Annotated in this window: 18 protein-coding genes; 8 read left to right on the plus strand and 10 right to left on the minus strand. The window is 70.3% G+C overall.

What is annotated here, in order from left to right:
- Window positions 1-119: 119 nt before the first annotated feature.
- Complete coding sequence (locus FHN55_RS08985; RefSeq protein WP_139711986.1) at window positions 120-440, minus strand: hypothetical protein; 321 nt, start codon at window positions 438-440, stop codon at window positions 120-122.
- 25 nt (window positions 441-465) lie between these two features.
- Window positions 466-669 carry a helix-turn-helix domain-containing protein gene (locus FHN55_RS08990; protein ID WP_218974494.1) on the minus strand — a complete coding sequence of 68 codons (204 nt, stop codon included), beginning with the start codon at window positions 667-669 and terminating at the stop codon, window positions 466-468.
- Between the two features lie 1317 nt (window positions 670-1986).
- On the opposite strand from FHN55_RS08990, the gene FHN55_RS08995 reads away from it, so the two are divergent.
- The 4 genes from FHN55_RS08995 to FHN55_RS09010 all read left to right on the plus strand — a co-directional run bounded on the left by FHN55_RS08995 (window position 1987) and on the right by FHN55_RS09010 (window position 7914).
- Window positions 1987-2448: a hypothetical protein gene (locus FHN55_RS08995; protein WP_139711987.1), complete on the plus strand. Its 462-nt coding sequence runs from the start codon at window positions 1987-1989 to the stop codon at window positions 2446-2448.
- A gap of 217 nt (window positions 2449-2665) precedes the next feature.
- Window positions 2666-3121 (plus strand): plasmid mobilization protein, encoded by a 456-nt coding sequence (locus FHN55_RS09000; protein ID WP_139711988.1) that lies wholly within the window; start codon window positions 2666-2668, stop codon window positions 3119-3121.
- The gene (locus FHN55_RS09005; RefSeq protein ID WP_139711989.1) at window positions 3118-4149 is read left to right on the plus strand and encodes a relaxase/mobilization nuclease domain-containing protein; all 1032 of its coding nucleotides are present in this window, start codon (window positions 3118-3120) and stop codon (window positions 4147-4149) included. The genes FHN55_RS09000 and FHN55_RS09005 overlap by 4 nt, the downstream gene beginning before the upstream one ends.
- A 1314-nt stretch (window positions 4150-5463) precedes the next feature.
- Window positions 5464-7914, plus strand: a complete 2451-nt coding sequence (locus FHN55_RS09010; protein WP_139711990.1) for a PIN domain-containing protein — start codon at window positions 5464-5466, stop codon at window positions 7912-7914.
- Between the two features lie 28 nt (window positions 7915-7942).
- Here the strand turns inward: FHN55_RS09010 and FHN55_RS09015 are convergent, their stop codons facing one another.
- From FHN55_RS09015 to FHN55_RS09050, 8 genes are read right to left on the minus strand one after another with little or no spacing between them, the layout of a single operon-like run.
- Entirely contained in the window at window positions 7943-8401 is a 459-nt protein-coding gene (locus FHN55_RS09015) for a DUF4913 domain-containing protein (protein ID WP_139711991.1), read from the minus strand.
- On the minus strand, window positions 8398-10134 hold the full coding sequence (locus FHN55_RS09020; protein WP_180357725.1) for a type IV secretory system conjugative DNA transfer family protein: 1737 nt from the start codon (window positions 10132-10134) through the stop codon (window positions 8398-8400). The genes FHN55_RS09015 and FHN55_RS09020 overlap by 4 nt, the downstream gene beginning before the upstream one ends.
- Window positions 10135-10150: 16 nt before the next feature.
- A complete protein-coding gene (locus FHN55_RS09025) occupies window positions 10151-11725 on the minus strand; it encodes a hypothetical protein (protein ID WP_218974495.1) in 1575 nt (524 codons plus the stop codon).
- A complete protein-coding gene (locus FHN55_RS09030; RefSeq protein WP_218974496.1) occupies window positions 11722-13278 on the minus strand; it encodes an SCO6880 family protein in 1557 nt (518 codons plus the stop codon). The genes FHN55_RS09025 and FHN55_RS09030 overlap by 4 nt, the downstream gene beginning before the upstream one ends.
- Window positions 13275-14552: a hypothetical protein gene (locus FHN55_RS09035; RefSeq protein ID WP_139711993.1), complete on the minus strand. Its 1278-nt coding sequence runs from the start codon at window positions 14550-14552 to the stop codon at window positions 13275-13277. Before FHN55_RS09035 ends, FHN55_RS09030 begins: the two co-directional genes overlap by 4 nt.
- A complete protein-coding gene (locus FHN55_RS09040; protein ID WP_139711994.1) occupies window positions 14552-15394 on the minus strand; it encodes a hypothetical protein in 843 nt (280 codons plus the stop codon). The genes FHN55_RS09035 and FHN55_RS09040 overlap by 1 nt, the downstream gene beginning before the upstream one ends.
- Window positions 15395-15664 (minus strand): hypothetical protein, encoded by a 270-nt coding sequence (locus tag FHN55_RS09045; RefSeq protein WP_139711995.1) that lies wholly within the window; start codon window positions 15662-15664, stop codon window positions 15395-15397.
- Entirely contained in the window at window positions 15661-16242 is a 582-nt protein-coding gene (locus FHN55_RS09050) for a hypothetical protein (protein ID WP_180357726.1), read from the minus strand. The genes FHN55_RS09045 and FHN55_RS09050 overlap by 4 nt, the downstream gene beginning before the upstream one ends.
- A gap of 165 nt (window positions 16243-16407) precedes the next feature.
- Between FHN55_RS09050 and FHN55_RS09055 the strand changes: the two genes are divergently transcribed.
- The 4 genes from FHN55_RS09055 to FHN55_RS09070 all read left to right on the plus strand — a co-directional run bounded on the left by FHN55_RS09055 (window position 16408) and on the right by FHN55_RS09070 (window position 19870).
- Window positions 16408-16794 carry a hypothetical protein gene (locus tag FHN55_RS09055; protein ID WP_139711997.1) on the plus strand — a complete coding sequence of 129 codons (387 nt, stop codon included), beginning with the start codon at window positions 16408-16410 and terminating at the stop codon, window positions 16792-16794.
- Window positions 16791-18074, plus strand: coding sequence for a hypothetical protein (locus FHN55_RS09060; RefSeq protein ID WP_139711998.1), 1284 nt, complete (start codon window positions 16791-16793; stop codon window positions 18072-18074). The genes FHN55_RS09055 and FHN55_RS09060 overlap by 4 nt, the downstream gene beginning before the upstream one ends.
- A gap of 197 nt (window positions 18075-18271) precedes the next feature.
- On the plus strand, window positions 18272-19513 hold the full coding sequence (locus FHN55_RS09065) for a hypothetical protein (protein WP_139711999.1): 1242 nt from the start codon (window positions 18272-18274) through the stop codon (window positions 19511-19513).
- A 63-nt stretch (window positions 19514-19576) separates the two neighbouring features.
- The gene (locus FHN55_RS09070) at window positions 19577-19870 is read left to right on the plus strand and encodes a hypothetical protein (protein WP_139712000.1); all 294 of its coding nucleotides are present in this window, start codon (window positions 19577-19579) and stop codon (window positions 19868-19870) included.
- Window positions 19871-20254: the final 384 nt, after the last annotated feature.

Consider the following 20254-nt stretch of genomic DNA (forward strand, 5'->3'; position numbering starts at 1 on the left):
ACTTCCTCGGTGCCGCCATGCCTCTCATCCTCCAGTGGGTTGAGAGCCTCCGTCAGAGTCGGGGCGAGACACCCTGGCCCGCGTGGTCGGCTGATGCCGGTGCGGGCCAGGGGTGGTGGTCAGGCGGGACCGGCCCCGTGGGTGGGCTCGTCCTCGTTGTCATCAGCGCGTGGCGTCAGCCCGCACTCCGGGCAGTCGTCGTGGCACGGCGTCTCGTTGCGCCAGGGGCGACCGCCCTTGAGTGCAAGCTCGATCGCCCGCTGGAGTCGCAGTACGTCCTCCCAGGGCAGGTCCGGGTTCAGGAACAGCACGTTCGCGCCAGACACCGGGGAGGCCACGATCTGCAGGTCGAGGTCCTCCGTGGCGAGGATGTTGTAGTGGCGTGCCCACGCCAGGGAGTACGGGTCGTGCTTGGTCTGAGTGTTGTCGGCGGTGGTCATCTCTAAGCTCCTTCGAGGGGTCGGGTCAGGCGCTGCGCTGGGCAGCGACGTAGGCGGCAAGATCGCTTTCGAGTAGGCGCCACTGAGCGCCGACCTTGAATGCGGGTAGGTCGCCGCTGTCGATCAAGCGGCGCACGGTGCGCTCGGATACGCCCAGCGTCTGGGCGGCGTACGGCTTGCCGACCAGGCGGTCGGGCCACTTGATCTTGAGGGGCTTCTTCTTGCTCACACGGGGCCTCCAACGGTGGAGGCAGCGACCGGGCTCAGAGACGACAAAGGGCGCGTGAGTCAGCCGCTGCCGATGATCGACAGGGCCGCTCGCGCGCCCGCACTCCACACGTCCCAGGAGCCGAGGCCCGAAGCGACTGTTTCAGGGGGCCCAGGCTGCCGCCGGTTCCGCCTGCCAGGGTCCGCCGGAGCGGAGGTAGCCGGTGGTCGTGCGGGGTGAGGCTCGGGAACAGTCACACGGTTGACCGGAAAGGTAAGCCGCTGACCTCTCCACCACAAGGGTGTCGAGCCAAGTGGACAGACCTGGCCGCCGTTGGCCGAGCCTGCCGAGTTGGCCGCGCCAGTTGGCCCAAGTTGGCCGATGCAGAAGTCGAGGGGCGCGTCGGCGCGCCGCAAACCGGCCCTGACCTGCGGAAACGAGGCGCCCCCGGCTGGATTCGAACCAGCGACCATCGGATTAGAAGGAGAACACCCTTCGTTCCGCTGCGTCTCCGCTCGTCGCTCCAGGTCTCTGAGCAGGCACTTCGTCTCACGCTGCAGCGCGCTGGTCCCGCCCCGTCTCACCCCGTGCTCGCCCGTCTCATGCAGATGTTGGCGCCACGTGAGCGCGAGACGTGTCTCTGGTCGACCTCCGCGCCCCCTGCGGCGAGCCCGCGAACGCCTGCTCGGAGGACCCATGACCCTTGCCCAGAACACCCCGCCGCACCCACCCGCGGAACCGCCGCCTGTTGAGCCGCTGGGGGAGGAGAACGTCCTCGTCGTCGAGGACCAGTTCTTCGCCCTCGTGCCCGAGTGGGTCATCGAGGCCGACATCCCCGACGGCCCGTTCCGGCTGTACTGCCTGCTGCTCCGGTACGGCAACAGTTCCGGGGTCCGGATGCCCTCGCGGGGCACGCTTGCGCGGCGGCTCAGGCGCAGCACCGACGCTGTCGACCGGGCCATGCGCGCCCTGGAGAAGACCGGGCTCGTCGTCGTCCAGCACCGCCAGCGCTGCGGCGCGACGCTGACGAACCAGTACCACCTGCGCACGCAGCGGCCGTCGGGTGCAGCTGGCGCTGACGAGGGCGGCTCTGGGGGAGGGGGCCGCACTTCTGCGGCCCCCTCCCCGTCGGCTTCACTGAGCCCGGCGCCGTCGGCGGCGACGGTGAGCGGGGCCCCGCTGGGGGAGGGCCGCGGATCTGCGGCCCCCCGCCGCACATCCGCGGAGGGGGCAGCCGCAGATCTGCGGCCCAACCCAGAGATCTCTACCCAGAGAAGTTCTCCTCCCCCTCCGTCCCCCGCTCCGCCGGCCGCCGAGCACGCCCTGCGGGAGGAGGAGGTGGAGCTCCTGACTCAGCTGGGCCTCGGCTCCGCTGTCGGCCTGGACCAGCTCGCCGTCCACTGCGCCGCGCTGCGCGCCGCACACGGCTGCGGCGCCACGCTGTGGAAGGGGCCGCATCTGCTCGCAGCCCTCCAGCTCGCCGTTGGCACCCGAGGCTGGCCGGCGCACCTTGCGACGGCGGCGCTGCTGAAGGTCGCCAAGGACCCGACGACGCGCTCACCGATGCGGGTCGCCGAGGCGGGGCCGTGGTGGGACGAAGCCGCCGCCGACATGAGCGCCTCTCAACTCACCGAGGTCGACGTCGAGGCGCTCGAGGAGCGGTTGCAGGCCCTCGGCGGTGGACGAGTCGCGGTGCAGATGCAGGCCCGCGCGGAGCTGCAGCGTGAGGATCTGCCGCTGACCCGGACCACTGTGTTCCAGCGCGCCTGCGAGATCCTCGACCGACAGGCGGCGTCGTGAGGCGGCCCGCTGCTGGCTCCGTCGCTTTGCCCATGTCGGCAGAGGCGGCTTCTGCTGGAGTCGGAAGGGCGGGAGCAAGATATGCATCTGGTACCCAGATGCGCCGTCGCTGCCGCGCCGGACTCCGCTCGCTGCGCATCGCAGGCCCCAGCGGGGGCGACGTCTACCGGGCGCGATCGTCGTCAGCGGCCGGCGCTGGGCCAGGCAGGTGGACGCGGTGAGCGCCGTCGGACAGCGAGCGGGTCGGGCACGTCGCTACGCCAAGGCCCGGGACCGCCAGGTCAAGTTCCGCGCCACCGCGGAGGAGCACGCGCTGCTGGTCGAGGCTGCCCGCTCGGCGGGGCTGACGCCGTCGGGGTACGCCGCGGAGGCGGCGCTGGCGGCGGCACGGGGTGTGCGGGCGCCGTCGCTGCTGCCGGTCCGTGAGGCGTTGGTGGAGCTGATGGCGGCCCGCACGCAGGTGCGCCGGTTCGCGGTGAACGTGAACCAAGCGGTCAAGGCACTGAACGCCACGGGGGAGGCGCCGGAGTGGTTGGCGACGGCAGTCGCCATCACTGACCGTGCCGTGCTGCGCCTGGACGGCGCGGCCGCTGACCTCGTCCACGCTGCGCGATCTGCTCGGCGGTCCGCGGTCGCTCCTCCGCTAGCCCTGGCCGCGCGGGAGGAGTCATGATCGGCAAGGTCGTTCGAGGTAACGACGTCGGGGGGTTGCTGCGCTACCTGTACGGGCCGGGTCGTGCGAACGAGCACACCAACCCGCACGTGGTGGCTGCGTGGGACGACGGCGTCGTGGCGGACTGCGCTCCGGGCAGGAACCCGCGGTTGAAGCGGCTGACGGCGCTCTTAGAGCAGCCGCTGGCCGCGCTGGACCGCCGACCGTCGCCGTCGGTGTGGCACTGCCCGCTGCGTACGGCTCCGGGTGACAGGGAGCTGTCCGACGCCGAGTGGGCGGATGTCGCGGCTGAGGTGCTGCATCAGACGGGCCTTGCGCCCCGTGGAGATGCTGGCGGGTGCCGATGGGTCGCCGTACGCCACGCCGACGACCACATCCACCTGGCGGTCACGCTCGCCCGCCAGGACGGACGTCGGGCGCGCACCTCGCACGACTACGCGCGGCTTGGTGCAGCGTGCCGCACGGTGGAGGAGCGGTACGGGCTGAAGTTGACGCCAGCTCGGGACCGGACCGCGCCCAAGCGCCCAACGCGTGCGGAGGCCGAACGCGCGCAGCGTGAGGGGCGAGCGGAGACGCCTCGCCAGCAGTTGCGTCGCCAGGTTCGCCAGGCCGCGCTATCAGTCACCGACCTTCGTAGCTTCGTCGAGGCCCTGGAGAGCGCTCAAGTGCAGGTCCGCCTCCGCTACAGCGAGCTTGACCCGACACTGGTGACCGGCTACTCAGTGGCGGACATCTCACATCGGACGACCGCCGGCGAACTCGTCTGGTACGGCGGAGGCAAGCTCGCGCCACAGCTCTCCCTACCGAAGCTCCAGCGCATCTGGACGAACGGGGCGGCGACCAGGACACGGCGAACCGCGCTTGGAACAGGTGCGACTCAGCGGCCCCGTACGCCCAAGAAACAGCAGCGGGTGCTCAGGGCTGCTGCCTCGATCGTCGCACATGTGGAGGACGGCAATGTTGGCTCGGCGATCGCAGGCCTCGCTGTTCAGGTCGTGAAGGCTAGCCGTCCCCCTCGACGTCCGTAGGTACCTGCCCGCTCTCACTGAAGTGGCTCTGACTTCCCATCTTCCAGTGCACCATGCGTACGTCGAACCAGGAGGAGCACTGTGAGCGCCATTGCCATCGCTTTCGCCACGTACGTTGCCCAAGAGGGCGGCTCCAAGATCGCGGACTCGATTGGCGCGAAGGTCAAGAGCGGACGTTGGGCGAGGCGAGCCGTCGCAAGAGCATTTGCATCTCAGCCGCGACCAAGGCCGGTACAAGCCGCCACTGAGTGGCTGAAGCTCGACGAGACGCTTCGCGAAGTCTTATTGAGTGCGAATCGCCCGGGCGAGACAAGTCGCCAATCATTGGACTCATACCTGACGCACCACTCTAAGCGGTGGGCGAAGCTTAGTGCGCGCGATCGCGCGGCGAGACTAGAATCTGTTCTGGACGAAATTTACGACTCTGTTCTGTCAGAGCACGATCCCTCATGGTCAAGCCGCATCGCTAGCGCGCGAACGATGGCCGCCGTCAGCGAGGTGAGCGACTCGATCAAGGTACTCAGCCAGGATCTCCGGTCAGTCGAAGCGAGAAGATCTGAAACTGAGGTTGTCTCCCGGATACAAATTTTGCCATCAGGCTCACGAGATCGACTCCTGCAATACTGGCGCGACGATCCACTAGGTGTCTGGGAGGTCTTAGCTGCCTACACCTCCATCGACGCCACACCTGCTGAGGTTTCACGGCAGTGGTACGCCCTCACTCCCGCGGCGGTCCTGGAAGGAAGCGGCGCAACGCAATTGGCCGCCGGCGAGCTCGCCTGGGCCTACGGGGAGCCCGCCCTGGCCGCGAGATTGTTTGAGGGCGCTGCCCATTCGGGTGTTCCCCAGGCTGCCTGGCACTTGACGCTCGCGGCTTTGCTTTATGGCGATAGCGGTCACCCCCAGGATGCACGGAGATCTGTAGACGCAGCCAGGGCGGTAGGTGACGACCCGCGAGTGGAAGCTGTTTCTGCCGCCCTCGTCGAGGACTGGGCGAGTCTGGGCCCCGCCTTGGCGAGGTGGGCCCCGCATGGTCCCGTTGAGCGGTCATGTCACTACGCCCTCACGACTCGCCAGGTGTCGTCTGGTGACGGGCCTCCTCCAACGACCGAACGGGACCGACTCATTTCGTTGGGTCAGCAGTATGTACGCCAGGGCACGCCAGGAATTGAGCTTCACGTCGCAGGCAGCCTTTTCCTTCGAGCAACGTCTGGCGAGTCCACCAACCCTTATGGAGAATTGTCCGCAGTGAAAGAAATCGCTCTCCGCGTGCGTGACTCGCGGAGAGCATGTCGAGCTGATTCTGGCGAAGCTGTGGCTCTCGCCGTTAAAGCTGCCTTTCATGCCGGCGATCCTGATGCGGCCATCGATATCGGCACGGTTGACGGACAGGCGACTGCGGCGGAAGCAGCTCATCCAGAAGTGGCTTCGAGCGTCACTCTCGCGTCTGTAGCCCGCGGAGACACGCTGCCGGAAGATCTTGGCAATATGTCCGCATTTGACGTCGCAAGGATCCGAGCCTACGCCGCTGAACGTGATCGGACGCCCGCAGCAGAGCATTGGCGAGCGGCGTCGAGAGCGGCGACCGCTGACTATGAGCGCGTTGTGGCGCTCGTGGGAATGGCTCGTCTCGGGGCCAGTGACACCGCCGAGCTGCAAGAGCTCAGCATCCGCTACCCAGAGCTGGCACAGCAGATCCGGGCCATCGAGGACCTGGCCCAGGGGCGGGACGGCGAGGCCATTGCAAGTCTTCGGCTTCTCGCACAGACCTCCATCACGGCAGCCAATGAACTCGTCGCAGCCCTACTTGAAGTCGACGATCGCCAAGGTGCCGTTCAAGTTATGCGTTCTGCGTCTGCGACATTCCATGACCCAGAATTCCGGTACCGAGCAGCTGTCATCCTCCGGAGGATGGGAAATATTGCCAGTGCTCGCGAGGAGATCCGCGAGTGCCTATCCGGGGCTCCTGCAACCTGGCCTGGTCTGGCGGAGGCGAGACGACTAGCCGCAGGACTCGCTTTGGATGACGACGACATTGCGGGTGCTGAGGAGATGCTCCGCGCGGCCCTGGAAGCCAATCCACGGGATCGTGCGACTCGATGGGGCGTTATCCGGCTGCTCCTGTCGAGAGCCGACCACGAGGCTGCCTGGCGAGTTTTTGGAGAACACGAAACGGTACTCGAAGTTACCAATGACGATGAAGCTCTGGCCTGGATACTGCTTCACCGCGAGTTCTCGACCCCGTCGGAGACAACGATCGGGTGCCTGCGGTTGATTCGGCAGTTCTCTGCATCGGAGCACGTCCAAGCAGCAGCCCTAACCGCTGTAGTGACGCACGAAGGAGAGAGTGAGCCGCTGGACGCGGATCTCATTGCAAATTTTCAGGCGGCAGTCGCAGCTTTCTCCGAAGCCTGGCCAGATAGCTCCTTCTTCTCAGTTCGTAGCGTGCCGGAGGACCCTGATGAAATACTGTCCTCCTTGAACGACCTCACAAGGCGGACCCCCGAACAGGAACAGATCATCCATGAAGTGACCCTCATGGTCACCCTGAGCAGGCTTCCCTTTGGAACCCTGTCGGCCATTCTGGGGCAGAATTACACTGACTTTGTCATCCGGCGGGGGCTTGATGTCATTCCGTCTCGACACCCGGTACCGGCTGAGCACGATATCGACGTTGAAACGTACAAGCGGGCGAGGGGTGGCGGGGTAGTGGTCGATACTACGACCCTTGCTCTCCTGCCGGTGCTGCCCAGCAGCGTCTCTGATCGCTTGAAGGCATCCGTATTGCTGAACGCTGCGGATGACACCCTGATCGACGCCCGCTCAGCGCGATCGCTTGGCGTTCGTCCTAGCCCGGGGAGGCTTGGTTGGGACGAACGCAGTCAGAGCGCCCGATTCTATGAGAACGACATGGATTGGGAGCGGAAAGTTCACCAGCAGGCCGTCAGCCTGGTCGCCGACTTGCAGAAGGTGAGGAGGCATCCAGTCCCAAGAAGGGGTCTCGATTCGCGAATCGATTGGGATACGCCATGGATGCGTTCTGTCGCCCTCGCGCTTCACTTGGGCATTCCACTTTGGTCTGATGATGCTGGTCTACGCAGTGTTGCGCGGGCCGTCGGCGTAACTGCGTTCTCGACCACTGCCGCCTTGGATGCGATGTCAACCGAGAATAGCATCTCGGGTGAGGAAAGAGACGAATGTGATCGGCTGCTGGTCGAAGGTCGCGTAGGCGACATCCCCTTGATCGGACGAACTCACTTTGTCTTATCGTTAGCGGAGGACGCGCACTGGGGCGCGGGAGCATTATCCCTGGCCTTCAGTCGGCCGGCCGCTTGGCGCAACGTCATCTCCACCATGGAATCCGTCGCAAATCTGCTTCCGAGTATCTTCCGTCACGCTCCTGAAAGCGTACCGAGTTGGGCATACTCTTTCGCGCGAGGTGCGGGGTACGCGTACCAAGCGCAACCCGAGCTTTTGTCGCTCGTGCTTGGCCGGATGTTGGTCGACTTCATACATGCTTCAAGGACTCAGGCCTCTCAGGTTTCTCAGGTAGTGGACGCAATGCGTCTTGCGATGCGCGGGGTTTCGAACTCGGCCACGAGTGGAGGGAACTTCGTCGAAGCCGCTTTCAAGGTGTACTTGTCGGCGCTGATGGCGACCCTTCCCCCACGCATGGCGGCGCAGTACGTCCTAGCGTGCTCTGCAGCGCTTAGTGAGGAGGATCGGACGGTCATCGCCCGACTGGTTATAAAAGGTGACAGTTGACCCTGTAGCCAACGCCTATGCCAATCCTCTAATTCGGGCGCAGATTGCCAACGCGGTCGAGGGGCGGTATGTGTGTTTCCTCGTGACGGGTCGATGAGCAACTTGAGAAAGGACCTCGGGAACTGAGAAGTACGACGAGTTGAGGATCAAGAAACTGATGCAGCCAAGTGGACATGCCCAATGCTGGATCGTAACGCAGCGCCTTCCACGAGCGCCAGAGCGCTTCAAAGCGCACCACAGCCTCGCGGTGCTCTCGCCACCGGGAGCACCAGCGAAACTCACCGCCGAGAGGCCGGGGAAAGGTGGCGCAGAAATAGTTCAGAACCCAGCTGTCAAGGTCGGAGTAGTCATCCTCGCCGTTATGCGCGTTGTTCGAAGGGGGGCCGAGACCGATGTCGGCGAGTTCCGCTTCGTCGGCACGAAGCTCTAACCGCGCCAGTCGAGCGTCGACCTCGGCCTGCCACCGCTCACTGTTCGCGCCGGTCATCGGTCGCCTCGTCGAGCCGGGGCCTCGTAATAGGGCTGCAGACGTACCTGGGCCGCCCGCAGGCCGGTGGCCAGCACCAGCGCCGTCCCCTTCGGCATCGCCCGCAGATGCTCAGGAGGAAGTAGCCGCTGGCGGCGCAGAGACGTCGTCACCGATCGTGATGCGCGCTGGCGACCGTCGCCGCTGCCGTCGGCGTAGGACCGCACCGTGACGTCGTGGTCGCCTACCAGGCGACTGACATCCTCGGCGAACCTGGCGTCGTCGATCCCCGCGCCGACCAGCTTCACCGTGGCCGCTGACCAGAGGGAATCCATCCCGGTTTCGCCCCAAACGCGCACTCCCTGCCGGTAGGACTGCAGCACCGTCAGCGGCACGACGCCGCGCGACCCGAGGTGGGAGTACAGATCGGGTAGGTCGGGGATCTTGCAGATGTTCGCCGCCTCGTCGAGGACGACGACGAGTGGGGGGTCCAGGCGGGCGCCGGAGGAGCGCTCCGCTGCGCGGATGCCGTCGTGCATCAGTCGGTCCACCAGCGCTGCCACGAGCGGCGCGGCGGTCCCGGCGCCGTTCTTGGACAGTAAATGCAGCGTCTGCCGGGACGTGACGAACGCAGCGGTGTTGAACTCCTCGCACCCCGTGGCGCCGCTGGTCCGCGCTGGCACCAACCACCGCATGATGACCGGGTCTCGCAGCGCCGAGGCAGCGGTGCGGGCGGTCTCGTAGACGCCGTCGCGGGTTTCGACCGCCCCGTTCTGCCGACCGACGACCGCGGCAGCTGCCGCGTGGTGGCCGTGCGCACGCAAGAGGTTCGCCGCCGTCGGGACCGCCGAATCGGTGAGCCACTCGTAGACCTCCGGCAGCGAGCGCTCCGAGAGAGCGGCAGCCAGCAGGAGGTTGGCGAGCAGGTCGTGGGCGGCGCTGGACCAGAAGTCGCGTCCGTCCTTTTCGCCGCGGATCTCGGTGATGAAGTGCCCTGCCAGCCGGGTCGCCTCCTCCACCGTGGTGACCCCGCGCAGCGGGTCCCACCACATCGCCTGCGACTGCCCGGTGACTCCCTGGGGGTCGAAGACCCACACCCGCTCACCGGTGGAGCCGGCACGCTCGGCCCAGGTGGCCTCCCACAGATCCGGCTTGATCGAGGTCGCCAGCACCGGGCCGGGGGCATTGCGCACGATCGGCACCGTCAGCGTCGTCGTCTCGCCGGCCCGGGGCGCCATCACCGCCAACAGCACGTCCTCCCACGAGGCCCGTAGCCTGGGGCCGCGCGGCATCAAGACTCCCAGCGCGAGGCCGACGTCCTCGGCAGCGACGTCACGGTCCGGTCGCTGTGCCAGCGACCGGCGCAGGCGCCTAGCCCGCTCCTTCGCGGGAGCCGGGGTGAGCGGGGCCACCTCGTGCGCCTGCGCGAGCCCTTCGACCGGCGCTAGCACCCGCCGCCCCAGGACCGTCAGCGCGCACCCCGCGGTCGTCACGACGGCGAGAAGCAGGAAGACCAGCACGACGACAGCCCAAGTCGGCGTCCCCGGCCACACAGCCTCGACGCCGTCGCCGACGAGGAGCCGCACGAAGTCGACGCCAAACGGCGGCGAGACCCACCCGTTCCCTGCAAGCCAGGACGCCGTCGTCCCGGCCAGCCGCACCAACCACGCGAGCCCGACGACGCCCCACACCACACCCAGCAGCGTCATCGGCAGCCCGAACCCGGGCGTCGCAGCACCACGGGGCTCCAGCACCCGGCCCATCAACGCCTCACTCGAAGAGCGCCGGATCGACGACCGCCGTCGGCCGCCCCGTGGGACGGACGGCGCTGTCGGTGTCGTACAGCCGGGCCTCGTCGCCGACGAACTCCAGCTCCACCGGGATGCCGACCCGCTGCCCGGTCTTGATGAGGTACTTCCCCCGGCCGGGGTGACGGGCGCCGGCCTGCCAGGACTCCGGCGCGGACCAGGACGCGACCATCGTCCGCTCCTTGTCCGACAGCGGCACCACCGCCGAGACCGCGTCGAGCTCCCGCGGCGGCAGCCCCGCCAGGACGGTGACGGCGTTGCGCTCGACGAAGCCGCGGGCCTTGGCGCGGTCTTCCTCGGTCGGCAGCGCCGAGAGGTCGTCCAGGGAGTGCGTCGCCATGGCGTGCGCGACGTCTCGGCCCCGGTAGACCCGGGTGAGGGCGTCGGCGTGGTCGACCAGCCCGGGCGCTCCGCGTAGGGCTCGCCACAGCTCGTCCATGACGGCGAAGTACTTGCGCCGCGGTGCGAGGCCAGCCTCGGCGAGGGCGGTGGAGGCGTCGATGGTGGCGAAGCCGTAGGACCAGGTCGACAGCATCGCCGCGGCCACCAGGGTGTCCCCGGAGGCAGCCACGGCGGAGATGTCGACGCTGACCGCAGGCGCCTCCAGGTCGATCGGCTGCGTGGTCGGTCCGTCGAAGACGCCCTTCAGGGAGCCCTCGCACAGCAGCGCCAACGTCTGGCGCAGCTCCTTCGTCTCGGCGCGGTAGGCGTCGTGGTCGTCGAGCTCGGAGGCGGCCACGAGCCGGTCCGGGCCGTCCCGGACCACCTTGAGCACCTCCGGGATGGTCGGAGACATCTCCCGGCGCTGCGCGGCGGTCATCCCCGCGGGGAGGCGGCCTCGGGGCTTGCGGTCGGTGAGCAGGTCGACGGCCGCGCCCAGGACCACCTCTTCGCCGTTGGTCATCCCGCCGTGGCGGCGGACCAGGGAGCAGAGCGCGAGGGTCGCCGACAGGCGCCGTCCGCGGACCTCCAGGCGCAGCCGGTCGGCGGCCTCCCCGCTGAGCTGGCTGAGCGCCGAGCCCAGGGGCCCGGCGTCCAGGGGGTTGATGCGGTCCAGGCCGCGTCCGACGCGGATGACCTGTCCGCCGGCGGCCTCCACGACGGCGGAGTAGTCCGGCTTCAGGTCGCCCAGGAACAGCGGCCGCACGCCGAAGGCCATGAGCCCGCGGGCCAGGCGCTTCAGCGCGGCGGACTTGCCGGTGCCGGGCTGGCCGAGCAGGGTCAGCCCGCGGTTGGTGACCAGGCCAGCCTCGAGCCAGGCGAAGGGGTCCAGGCAGACGACCTCGCCCCACATCATGTGGCGCCCGAAGGGCACCCCGACCGACGGCGCCCCGGAGCCGGCGACGAAGGGGAACAGGCCGCAGGCCTGCACGGTGGTGGCCTGGTACTCCGGGGCGACCCCGGCGTGGGCGAGGCGCCCGGCGCCGCGGTCGCGCCATCCCCAGGCGGGGGCGACGACGTCGGGCAGCTCCGGCCGTGCTGCCGTGCGGGCCGCCCGTGTCGTCGTCCTGCTCTCTCGACGGAGGGTGCGGCTCACGCGAGCACCCGCCCGGCGACGTGCGCGGGGTGCAGCCCCGCGGGCAGCGTGGTGGCGAAGCCGAGGGCCTGGGAGCCCCACAGCCGGCGCAGCCGGACCTTGGACTGGTCGGCGCGAGCCTCGGTGTCGGCGATCGCGGCTGCCAGCGCCGTCGGGTCATCCCCGTCCAGCACGGTGACGGTGGCGTACAGGCTCATCAGCACGACCCCGGCGCCGAGCGCCTCCTCGCGGGCGGCGGCCATGGCCTGCTCGCGGTCGGCCGCGTCACGGGCGGTGGCGTCGCGGCCCTGGCTGCGGCGATAGGCGTCCCGGAAGGCGGCGGCGTTGACCTGGCTCTCCAGCACCCGGGCCGCGGCGCCTGGCGGCAGCGGGCGGAAGAGCAACGTCACGCGGCGCGGGAACCGGCCCGGGGAGAGCAGGCGGGTGAGGACGTTGGCGGTGACCTGCTGGCGGGGTGCCTCGTGCCACGCCCAGGACACCGAGGTGCCGGAGTCGTGGCGGTAGGTGCCCCACCCGTCCTCGGCGGCCACCGGCCCGGCCTCTCCCCAGGCCAGCAGCGGGCAGGTTCCCGCGCCGGAAGAGGAGGGGAGAGCGTCGTCGAGCAGGGCGTTGACATCGCCGCGGCTGGCCGGGTCGAACGCGGTCCGCACGGTGCCGGCGAGCTCGGCGGCGCTGGCGCGTCCGAGGACGGTGACGCCGCACTGCCCGAGCGCGGCCTCCATCCCGGTCAGGGCGCGGGCGACCTCGGCGGTGCGGTCGGCGAGGTCGGGCAGGCGCTCGTCGGCGCGCGAGGGGTCGAAGGTGATGGAGACGCGGGTGTCGACGTCGGCGGCTGCGGCGGGGGAGCGCAGGATCAGCTCGCGCAGCAGGGCCACGACGTCGGCGGGTGCCTCGGGGTGCAGACGGGAGGCGACGTTGCGGGCCAACGTCGAGCCCGGCTCGGGCGCGGTGTCCACGGTGACCGCGACCCAGGCCACCAGCGGGTCGAAGCCGCGCGAGGCCAGCCAGGAGTGCCACGAAGCGACCCAGCCGTCGGCGGCGTCGCTGTCGACCAGCCATGTCGAGGACGACGCGCAGCGCAGCGTGGCGGTGAGCATCCCCGAGCGCTGGTCGTGCACCAGGCCGAACGCGCTTCCGCGCCCGTCGGCCACGGACAGCAGACGCGTAGTGGCCAGGGCGCCAGGCAGCTGCCAAGCGGAGGGGTGCTCGACGACAACCCCGGCGCGCAGGCTCGTGTAGCCGCGCATCCGGGCCCAGGCGAACTGCCCGCGCCGCAGCACGACGTCCGTCAGCGGGGCCCCGTCGAAGCGCGCCACCGTCAGCGCCGCCACGAGTGCGCACGGCAGCGCGACGACGAGCCCGGCGCGCAGAGACGTGCTCAGCGCCAGCAGGGGAAAGACGATGCAGGCCAGGACGACGGCGGTGGCCACGGCGCCGAGGCCGAACAGGCCGATGCCGCGGGTGCGGCGCCAGCCGCCGTAGGTGCGTGGTGGCTGCGCCGACATCGAGGCCATTGAGGACGTCGTGTGCGGGCGTGTGGTGGTGGTGCTCATCGGTTCTCTCCTGCGGAGGTGTTGGTCATGGCGCCGCCGGCGGTGCGGCTGGCGGCGACGGTGGTGTCGTAGGCGCCCTTGGCGGCGGCGATGCCTGCACCGGCGACGCCCCCTGCTGCACCGGCTCCTGCGGCAACGCCGGCCGAGGAGCCGCTCGCCGCCGTGGACGCAGCCCCAGCGCTGGCACCCGAGGCCGTCGAGGACGCGGCGGTCGTGGAGGCGGCACCGGTGGCCGCGCCGCTCGCTCCGCCCCCGGTGGCCGCGCTGCCCGGGGCTGCGTAGACCGACGCCGCTGCCGGACCCAGGTCGGACTTCATCTGCGTGGCGTGGGCACCCGCGTCACCACCGGAACCAGAGCCCGCGCCCCGCAGCGCCGAGATGCCCTGCGCGCCGGCGGCGGCGAGCGACAGCGTCGTCGACAGGCCGCGGCTCGGGCCGCCGCTGTCGCCGGTGGCCCACCTGAAGAACCGCATGAGCACCGGCAGCGCCACGACGCTCATCACGATCATCGACAGACCGACGATGACGGTGCGCGGGTCGCCACCTGCCTGTAACGAGCCCTCTGGCCCGGCGGTCATCCGCAGCGCGACGGCGTACACGAGCGCGGCGACCGGCTTGTAGGCGATCAGCGCCAGCATCCAGGCGAGCACCTTGCCCAGCCACGGGCGTCCGTAGCCGGTGACGTTGCCGGCGGCTGCCAGCACCAGCAGCCCGGCCAGGACGACGACGGCGCCCTCGCGGAACATCATCAGCACCGCCTGGATGAGCCCGGCGAGCATGACCAGCAGCCCGATGACGATGGCGGCGCCAGCGGAGTTGATGCCCCGCAGCCCCGCCAGGGCCACGAGGCGCTCGACGACCTGCCCGCTGGCGGCTCGGTCGAGCACCCAGGAGGAGAAGTCGTCCCCGGCGCGCAGCGCCAGGGCGGAGCCGGTGATGCCGACGGCGGCCCACAGCGCAAGGGTCACGAGCCCACGGCCGATGTCGAGCAGCGGATCCAGGCGATGGGTGATCGCCATCCTCATGCCCTGCCACGTCACGCCTGCGGCGGCGATGACGAGGGAGAGCCACCAGACGTCGTCGCGAATCGCCAGGGCAGGGGAGTTGGCGACGTCGATGGCGGGTACCTCGACCCACCAGCCGATGGTGGTCTTGATGACCCAGGTGGCGCCCTCGCGCATGGCGTCGGCGAAGGAGTTGCCGAGGCTCGCGGTGGCCGCGTCCGCCACCGCGCCCACGACGCAGCTGGCGGGATCGAGGACGTCGCACGGCATCAGTCGTCACCGCCTGTGGAGGGCTGGGCGGGGTCGAAGCGCGTGATGTCCGTCGGGACGTCGGGCAGCTGGGCCACGACGCTGTTCCAGGTGCCGGCGCTGGGGGCGAGCAGGCGCCAGTCCCCGTCCTGCCGGGTCATGACGACGTCGACGCTGAACGTCTGCGGCGCGCCGTCGGCGTCCACGGCGGTCAGCACCAGCTGCACGTGCCGGTTGCTCCGGGGCAGCTGCTCGACGCGGTAGCCGAGCAGGGTCGCGTCTCCGGCGGGCAGCGGCTGGCCGTCGCGCAGCCCGGCGGTGACGCGTGCCTCGGCGTAGTCCTTCTCGACGGCGACGCTGAGCGCCTGGCGCGCCGGGCCGGTGACTTGCTGCTCGAGTGCCGGGCGGAAGGTCGCCGACCCGGCCGACGGGCCAGCGGCGTAGGAGATGTGGACGGCCGCGAGGGCAGCGCCGAGGTCGGTATCGGCGTACCCGATGTCGAGCGGACCGCCCTGGCCCGTCGGGCCTGCCGTCGCCGAGACGGGCAGCGGGGTGCCCTGGCGGTCGACCCAGGTGAGGTCGCTCGCCGGGGAGGGCGCCGGAGACTGGCTCGTCCCGTCTGGAGCTGCGCTCTGCTCGGCGGCCGGAGGAGCGCCGCCTGCGCTCTCGCCGTTGCGCAGGACGGTCCAGGCCGACAGGGCCGTGGCCGGGAAGACCGCGGCGATGACCGCGAGGACCGCGATCTGGCGCCGGCGGCGCCGGTTCTGCAGCCGTGCCGGGGAGTAGGCGCGCCCATTGAAGATGGTGCTCGGCTGGTGGGTGCCAGGGGTGCGGCGTGGTGGCGGCACCAGCGGCGTGGGCACTCAGACCACCGCCCCGACGATGGCGGCGGAAAAGGCGATGACGGTCAGGCCGCCGAGCACCCAGGGGATGCCCGCGGCGCCGTCGGCGGCGACGGCGGAGCGGTTGCGTCGGCCGATCATCATCATGATTCCGCAGATCAGCAGGCCGGCGACGCCGGCGACGAGGCCGCCCCATTTGAGCCAGCCGAGCAGGGTGTTCACCGCGTCGCCGAGTCCTGGTGGGGCGACGGGCGCGGGGTTGGGGATGGCGGCGGTCAGCAGCCAGCTCATGGGGTGGCTCCCTTCTGCTGGCGTCGCTGAGCTCTGCTCGTGGCGACGGGGGCGGGTTCGACGGCGGTCACGAGCCGCGTGACGGCCTTGGCGTAGGCCGGTGAGGGGCTGCGCTGGTCGCTGGCCTCGTAGCGCCACCGTTGGACGTGGGGGACCTCGGTGATGGAGGCGACGAAGACGCTGAGGGCGCGCACCCGAGCTCGGGCCCCGAGGGGCTCCTGCCCGCGGCCGTCGCGCACAAGGGCGAGGTGTATGGCGGGCGCTGACGTGACGGTGGTCAGGCGCCTGACGGCGTGGGTCGCGGCGATGACGCCGTCCACGGTTGCAGCGGCGACGACGACGCAGTGGGCGGTGCCGTGAACCGCGACGGGCGTGAGGTCGACCTCGCGGTAGGTCTCGGGCAGGTGGGCGGCCAGGGTGCTGGCGCCGCTGCCGCCGTGGGCGCTGACCAGGACGACATCGGTCGTCGGGGCCTTCGCCACGGGCGGCGCAGGGGTGCTGCTGGGGCCGTCGGTGGGCGTGGGGATCGGTGGCGCCGGGGCGTCTGGAGCCGCGGTCGTCATCACTGTGGTTGTCACTGGACAGGCACCTCATTCACATGAGTTGATGGCCGGACGCTACAACGCCACTACGGCGATGTCACGCGCCCCGAGCCGCCCCAGCCAGCGACCACCGCGACCTGTGCACGGGGCGATCTGCCCTGCCCACCTGTGGAAACACCCTGTGGAAAGACGAGGCCCGACATGACCACCACCCCCACCGCCGCAATGACCGCCGACCTGACCGAGGGCCCAAGCGCGGAAGCAGCGCTCGAGTCCGCCCGGCACCTGCTCACCGCGCTGACCCAGCACGCCCGCAACGAGGGCGAGCAGGCGCGCGCCCAAATGGCTCTCGCCCACCTCGACGACGTCTGGCCCCTGCGTGCCCCCGTCGACGCCGCCGACGTCGACGGCATCGACGCCCGCGGCGCCGTCCTGCTCGACGAGGCGATGAGCGCACTCGTGAGCGTCGTCGCCACGGCCGAGGATGCCCAGGCGCGCGCCCGGGCCCTGCGGGCGCTGGCACTGCTCACCTCGAACCTCGACATGCCCGGCGACGTGCCCGCTGACGTGCCTGCCGGGCAGCCGTGAACGTCGCCGACACCCTCGGCGACCTCACCGGCCAGCTCGCACAGCTCTACGTCCAGCGCGGCCCGACCGTGGCGAACGACCTCGACGTCGACGCCGCCCTGCACGCCCGCTCCGCCGTCATCGCGCTGACCCGCGAGCTGCTCTTCTGGGGCACCAGGCTTCGCCAGGGCACCCGCCCCACGCTGGTCGACGCCGAGACCAGGCCCGCCCACGGCCTGGCCTGGCACCTCACCCGCCACCCCGTCCCGGAAGCGACGCGGTCACCGATGGACGTGGCCCGGCTCGCCGCACCCGGCTCGGCCGCGGAGCGCTGGGAGCGCGTGGCCACTCAGGCGACCCTCGTGCAGACGCAGTGGGAGGCCAGCCCTAGCAAGCCGATGGGCCCAGCGGTGCGGACCGTCGTCGCCGACGCCACCGTCCTGGCCCTCAGCGTCAGCCACCTCGACCAGCGCCTGGCGACGACGGCTGCAGCCAGCGGGCGCCCCGACGTCGCCGAGGCCCTCACCTCCCAGGCGGTGCACGGCCTGCGCACCAGCGCCGAGGCCACGCTGCGACACCTGGCCCGCGGCGACCTGCCGGCCTGGCGCGCCGACATCGCTCTCCCCGCACGCCGCCTCGACGTGCTGCCGATGCGAAGCCCCGCCGACCTCCCGAGGGGCCTCGCCCGTCTGATGTCGCTGCTGGACGCGGGCACCCACGTCAGCCCCGCCCACCTGCACCTGGTGCTGCGCGGGCAGGAGCGGATCGCGTCGGCGCTCGGCAAGGAGTGCGCCACGCTGTGGCGAGCCACCGCGGACCCGGCCATCTTCGACGCCGGACGACGGCTCACCGAGCTCCGCCTCAGCCTGCAGGGCGCGGCCCCGGCGCTGCGCAAGGACATCGGCAGCATCGAGCCGGCCGATCCCCGTGCGCTGCTGCAGGTCAACGAGTGCCTGCGGGCCCTCGGCTTCTCCCTGCCGGAGGCGCGGCGCGGTCTGCCGCAGCGCGTCGACCTCGCCGTCGACCAGACCTCCACGCTGCTCTACAGCGTCGAAGCCGTCGGGTCCTGCGCGCGCAGCCAGGTGAACGGACGTCGCTGGCTGACCGCTGAGTGGAACCGCGACGAGACCGCACAGACCTGGCACCGGGCTGACCGGCACGACCACTCCCGCATCGGCCCGCTCCTCATCCTCGGGGAGACGGCGCTCGACCTCCTCACCCGCCCCGCGGCCCTCATGACGCACGCGGCGCAGCAGCCCGCGATGGCCCAGACGGCCAGCCGCGGGCACGTCATGGCCTGAGCGCCAGACCTCGTCTCAGCACCGCCCTACCCATCCACCCCGATCAGAAAGACATCGCCATGCCCAAGCACCGTCAGCCCACCCCCGCCGCTCGCCGCGCAAGGCCCGCCGCCGTGACGATCGGAGCGTTGACGCTCCTGTGCAGCGCTACCGGCGTCGCCTTGGCCGCTACGAACCCGGCAGCCGAGGAGACGCCGATGCCGGCCAGCACCACCACCACCACCACCGCCGCGCCCTCGACCCTGGAGGTCGCGCCGCAGCCGACCGCGATGACGCCTGTCGGTTCCGAGACCACAGCACCTAGCGAGCCGACCGCCGCCCAGCCCCCGCAGGGCGACGGCGAGGCGTGGCTATCGGGAGCCTCGGGCGACGGCGCGGCCGACGGGGCCCTGGGGGAGTGGCGTGGTGACCCCGTCGACATCGTCGGCACCTGGGCCGACGTTGGTGACAACCAGACCCAGTTGTACTCCATCGCCCCTGGCGGCGAGGTCGCCGACTTCGACGGCGCCATCGACATCGCTCCCGGCGGGCTACTCGAGGGCGACACCTGGGCTGCGGCCGCCGACGGTGCTTACGACGACCGCTGGCGAGAGTCGCTGACCCGCATGGCAGAGCTTCGCCAGGGCCGCGGAACGACGTACGTGCGCCCTTTCCACGAGTTCAACCTCGGTGGCTGGAACTGGTCGGTCAGCCCCGGCGACGCCGAGGACTTCAAGGCCGCCTGGGCCCGCTACCGGGCGATCCAGCAGGAGGCCTTCCCCGACGCCCAGCTCGTCTACGGCGTCAACGTCACCAGCTCGGGCACTGACCTGGACTGGCGCACCACCTGGCCCGGCAGCGACCAGGCCGATGTCCTCGGCGTGGACACCTACAACGGTTGGCCCACCATCACCTCAGCCGACGAGTTCGACGCTCAGCTCGACGCCCGTGGCGACGACGGCATCCCCGTCGGGCTGCAGGCCTACAGCGAGCAGGCTGAGCAGTGGGGGGTGCCGCTGGCGGTGCCGGAGTGGTCCGGCCGCGCCGGGATGGGCGACGAGCCCGCCTACGTGGAGGGGATGGTCGACTGGTTCGACGCCAACGCCGGCGACGGGCCGGGACAGCTGGCCTACGAGATCCTGTTCAACGCTCCGCAGGACGACGGCAACTTCCAGCTCTTCGCCGACGACACGAAGATGCCCGACTCAGCCCAGGCGTACGTAGACGCCGTCGCTTCGACCGAGGATGACCGCACAGCCGACGACCCCTCCTCGGCGAAAGAGGCAGCCGCGGCGCAGGACGAGGGGCCGCTGCCGGCGCCCTCGTCAACCTCGACGACCACTGCGGCCACCGAGCCGGGTCAGCCGGTGGGAGAAAAGACCACTCCTGCCTCGCAGGCGGACGTCGATGAGCTCGTGGCTCGGCTGGACGCGCTGCTGGACCGCCTCGAGCAGAGCTGACGCCTCCAGCGTTCGTCCGGAGTGTCAGTGGCCGGGGCGAGCATCGCGCCAGTGGCTGGAGGGATGGCGAAGAAGGGGGCACCGCTACCAGGGTGGCTCGTCGCTGCCAACACGGAGCGACGGCTCGCGGCAGAGGAGGCGATGCGCCAGCGGCGCCCGCCGGGCAACCCGTTCGTGTGGGTCATCGGCTCGGAGGCCGACTATTCAGGGATCGTCATCGACCGGCGTCGCGTCGGTGCCGGTTGGCAGATCTACGTGGCCTACACCTCGCTATGGCACGAGCTGATGCAGCAGTGGCTCGACGCCGAGCAGCTGGTGCCCTGCGAGAGCCCACAGTCGAGTGCGCCGCCATCGTGATGACGCCCGTAGAAGGCGCCGATCCCCGCTGGGGATCGGCGCCTTCTACGCGGTCGCCGGTTGGTGCAGCGGCTCGCCGCGCGACGCCCGGGGCGCGTCCCGGCGGCGGTTGAGGCGGCTCACCGACGGTGGTCCTTCACCGAAGACCGGCCACCGAGCGGGAGTGGAGCGAGCAGTCGGGTTGACCCTGGAGCGGCACGTTCCCGCGTGGCGGCGCCCGTCACGCGGGCGGCCCCGGGCGCTTCGCGCTTTTCGTACGACGCACTCAGGTGAGACGGACCACCGAACAGGGCAAATGCGACTCGGGCACGTGGTGTGACGAGGACCGGCCCGAAGACGCTGGCACGTCCGCTCAGCGGTCGTCATCTGAGACAGCTGCAAAAA

The sequence above is a fragment of the Streptomyces sp. NP160 genome (assembly GCF_006335115.1).
GTDB lineage: Bacteria > Actinomycetota > Actinomycetes > Actinomycetales > Quadrisphaeraceae > Quadrisphaera.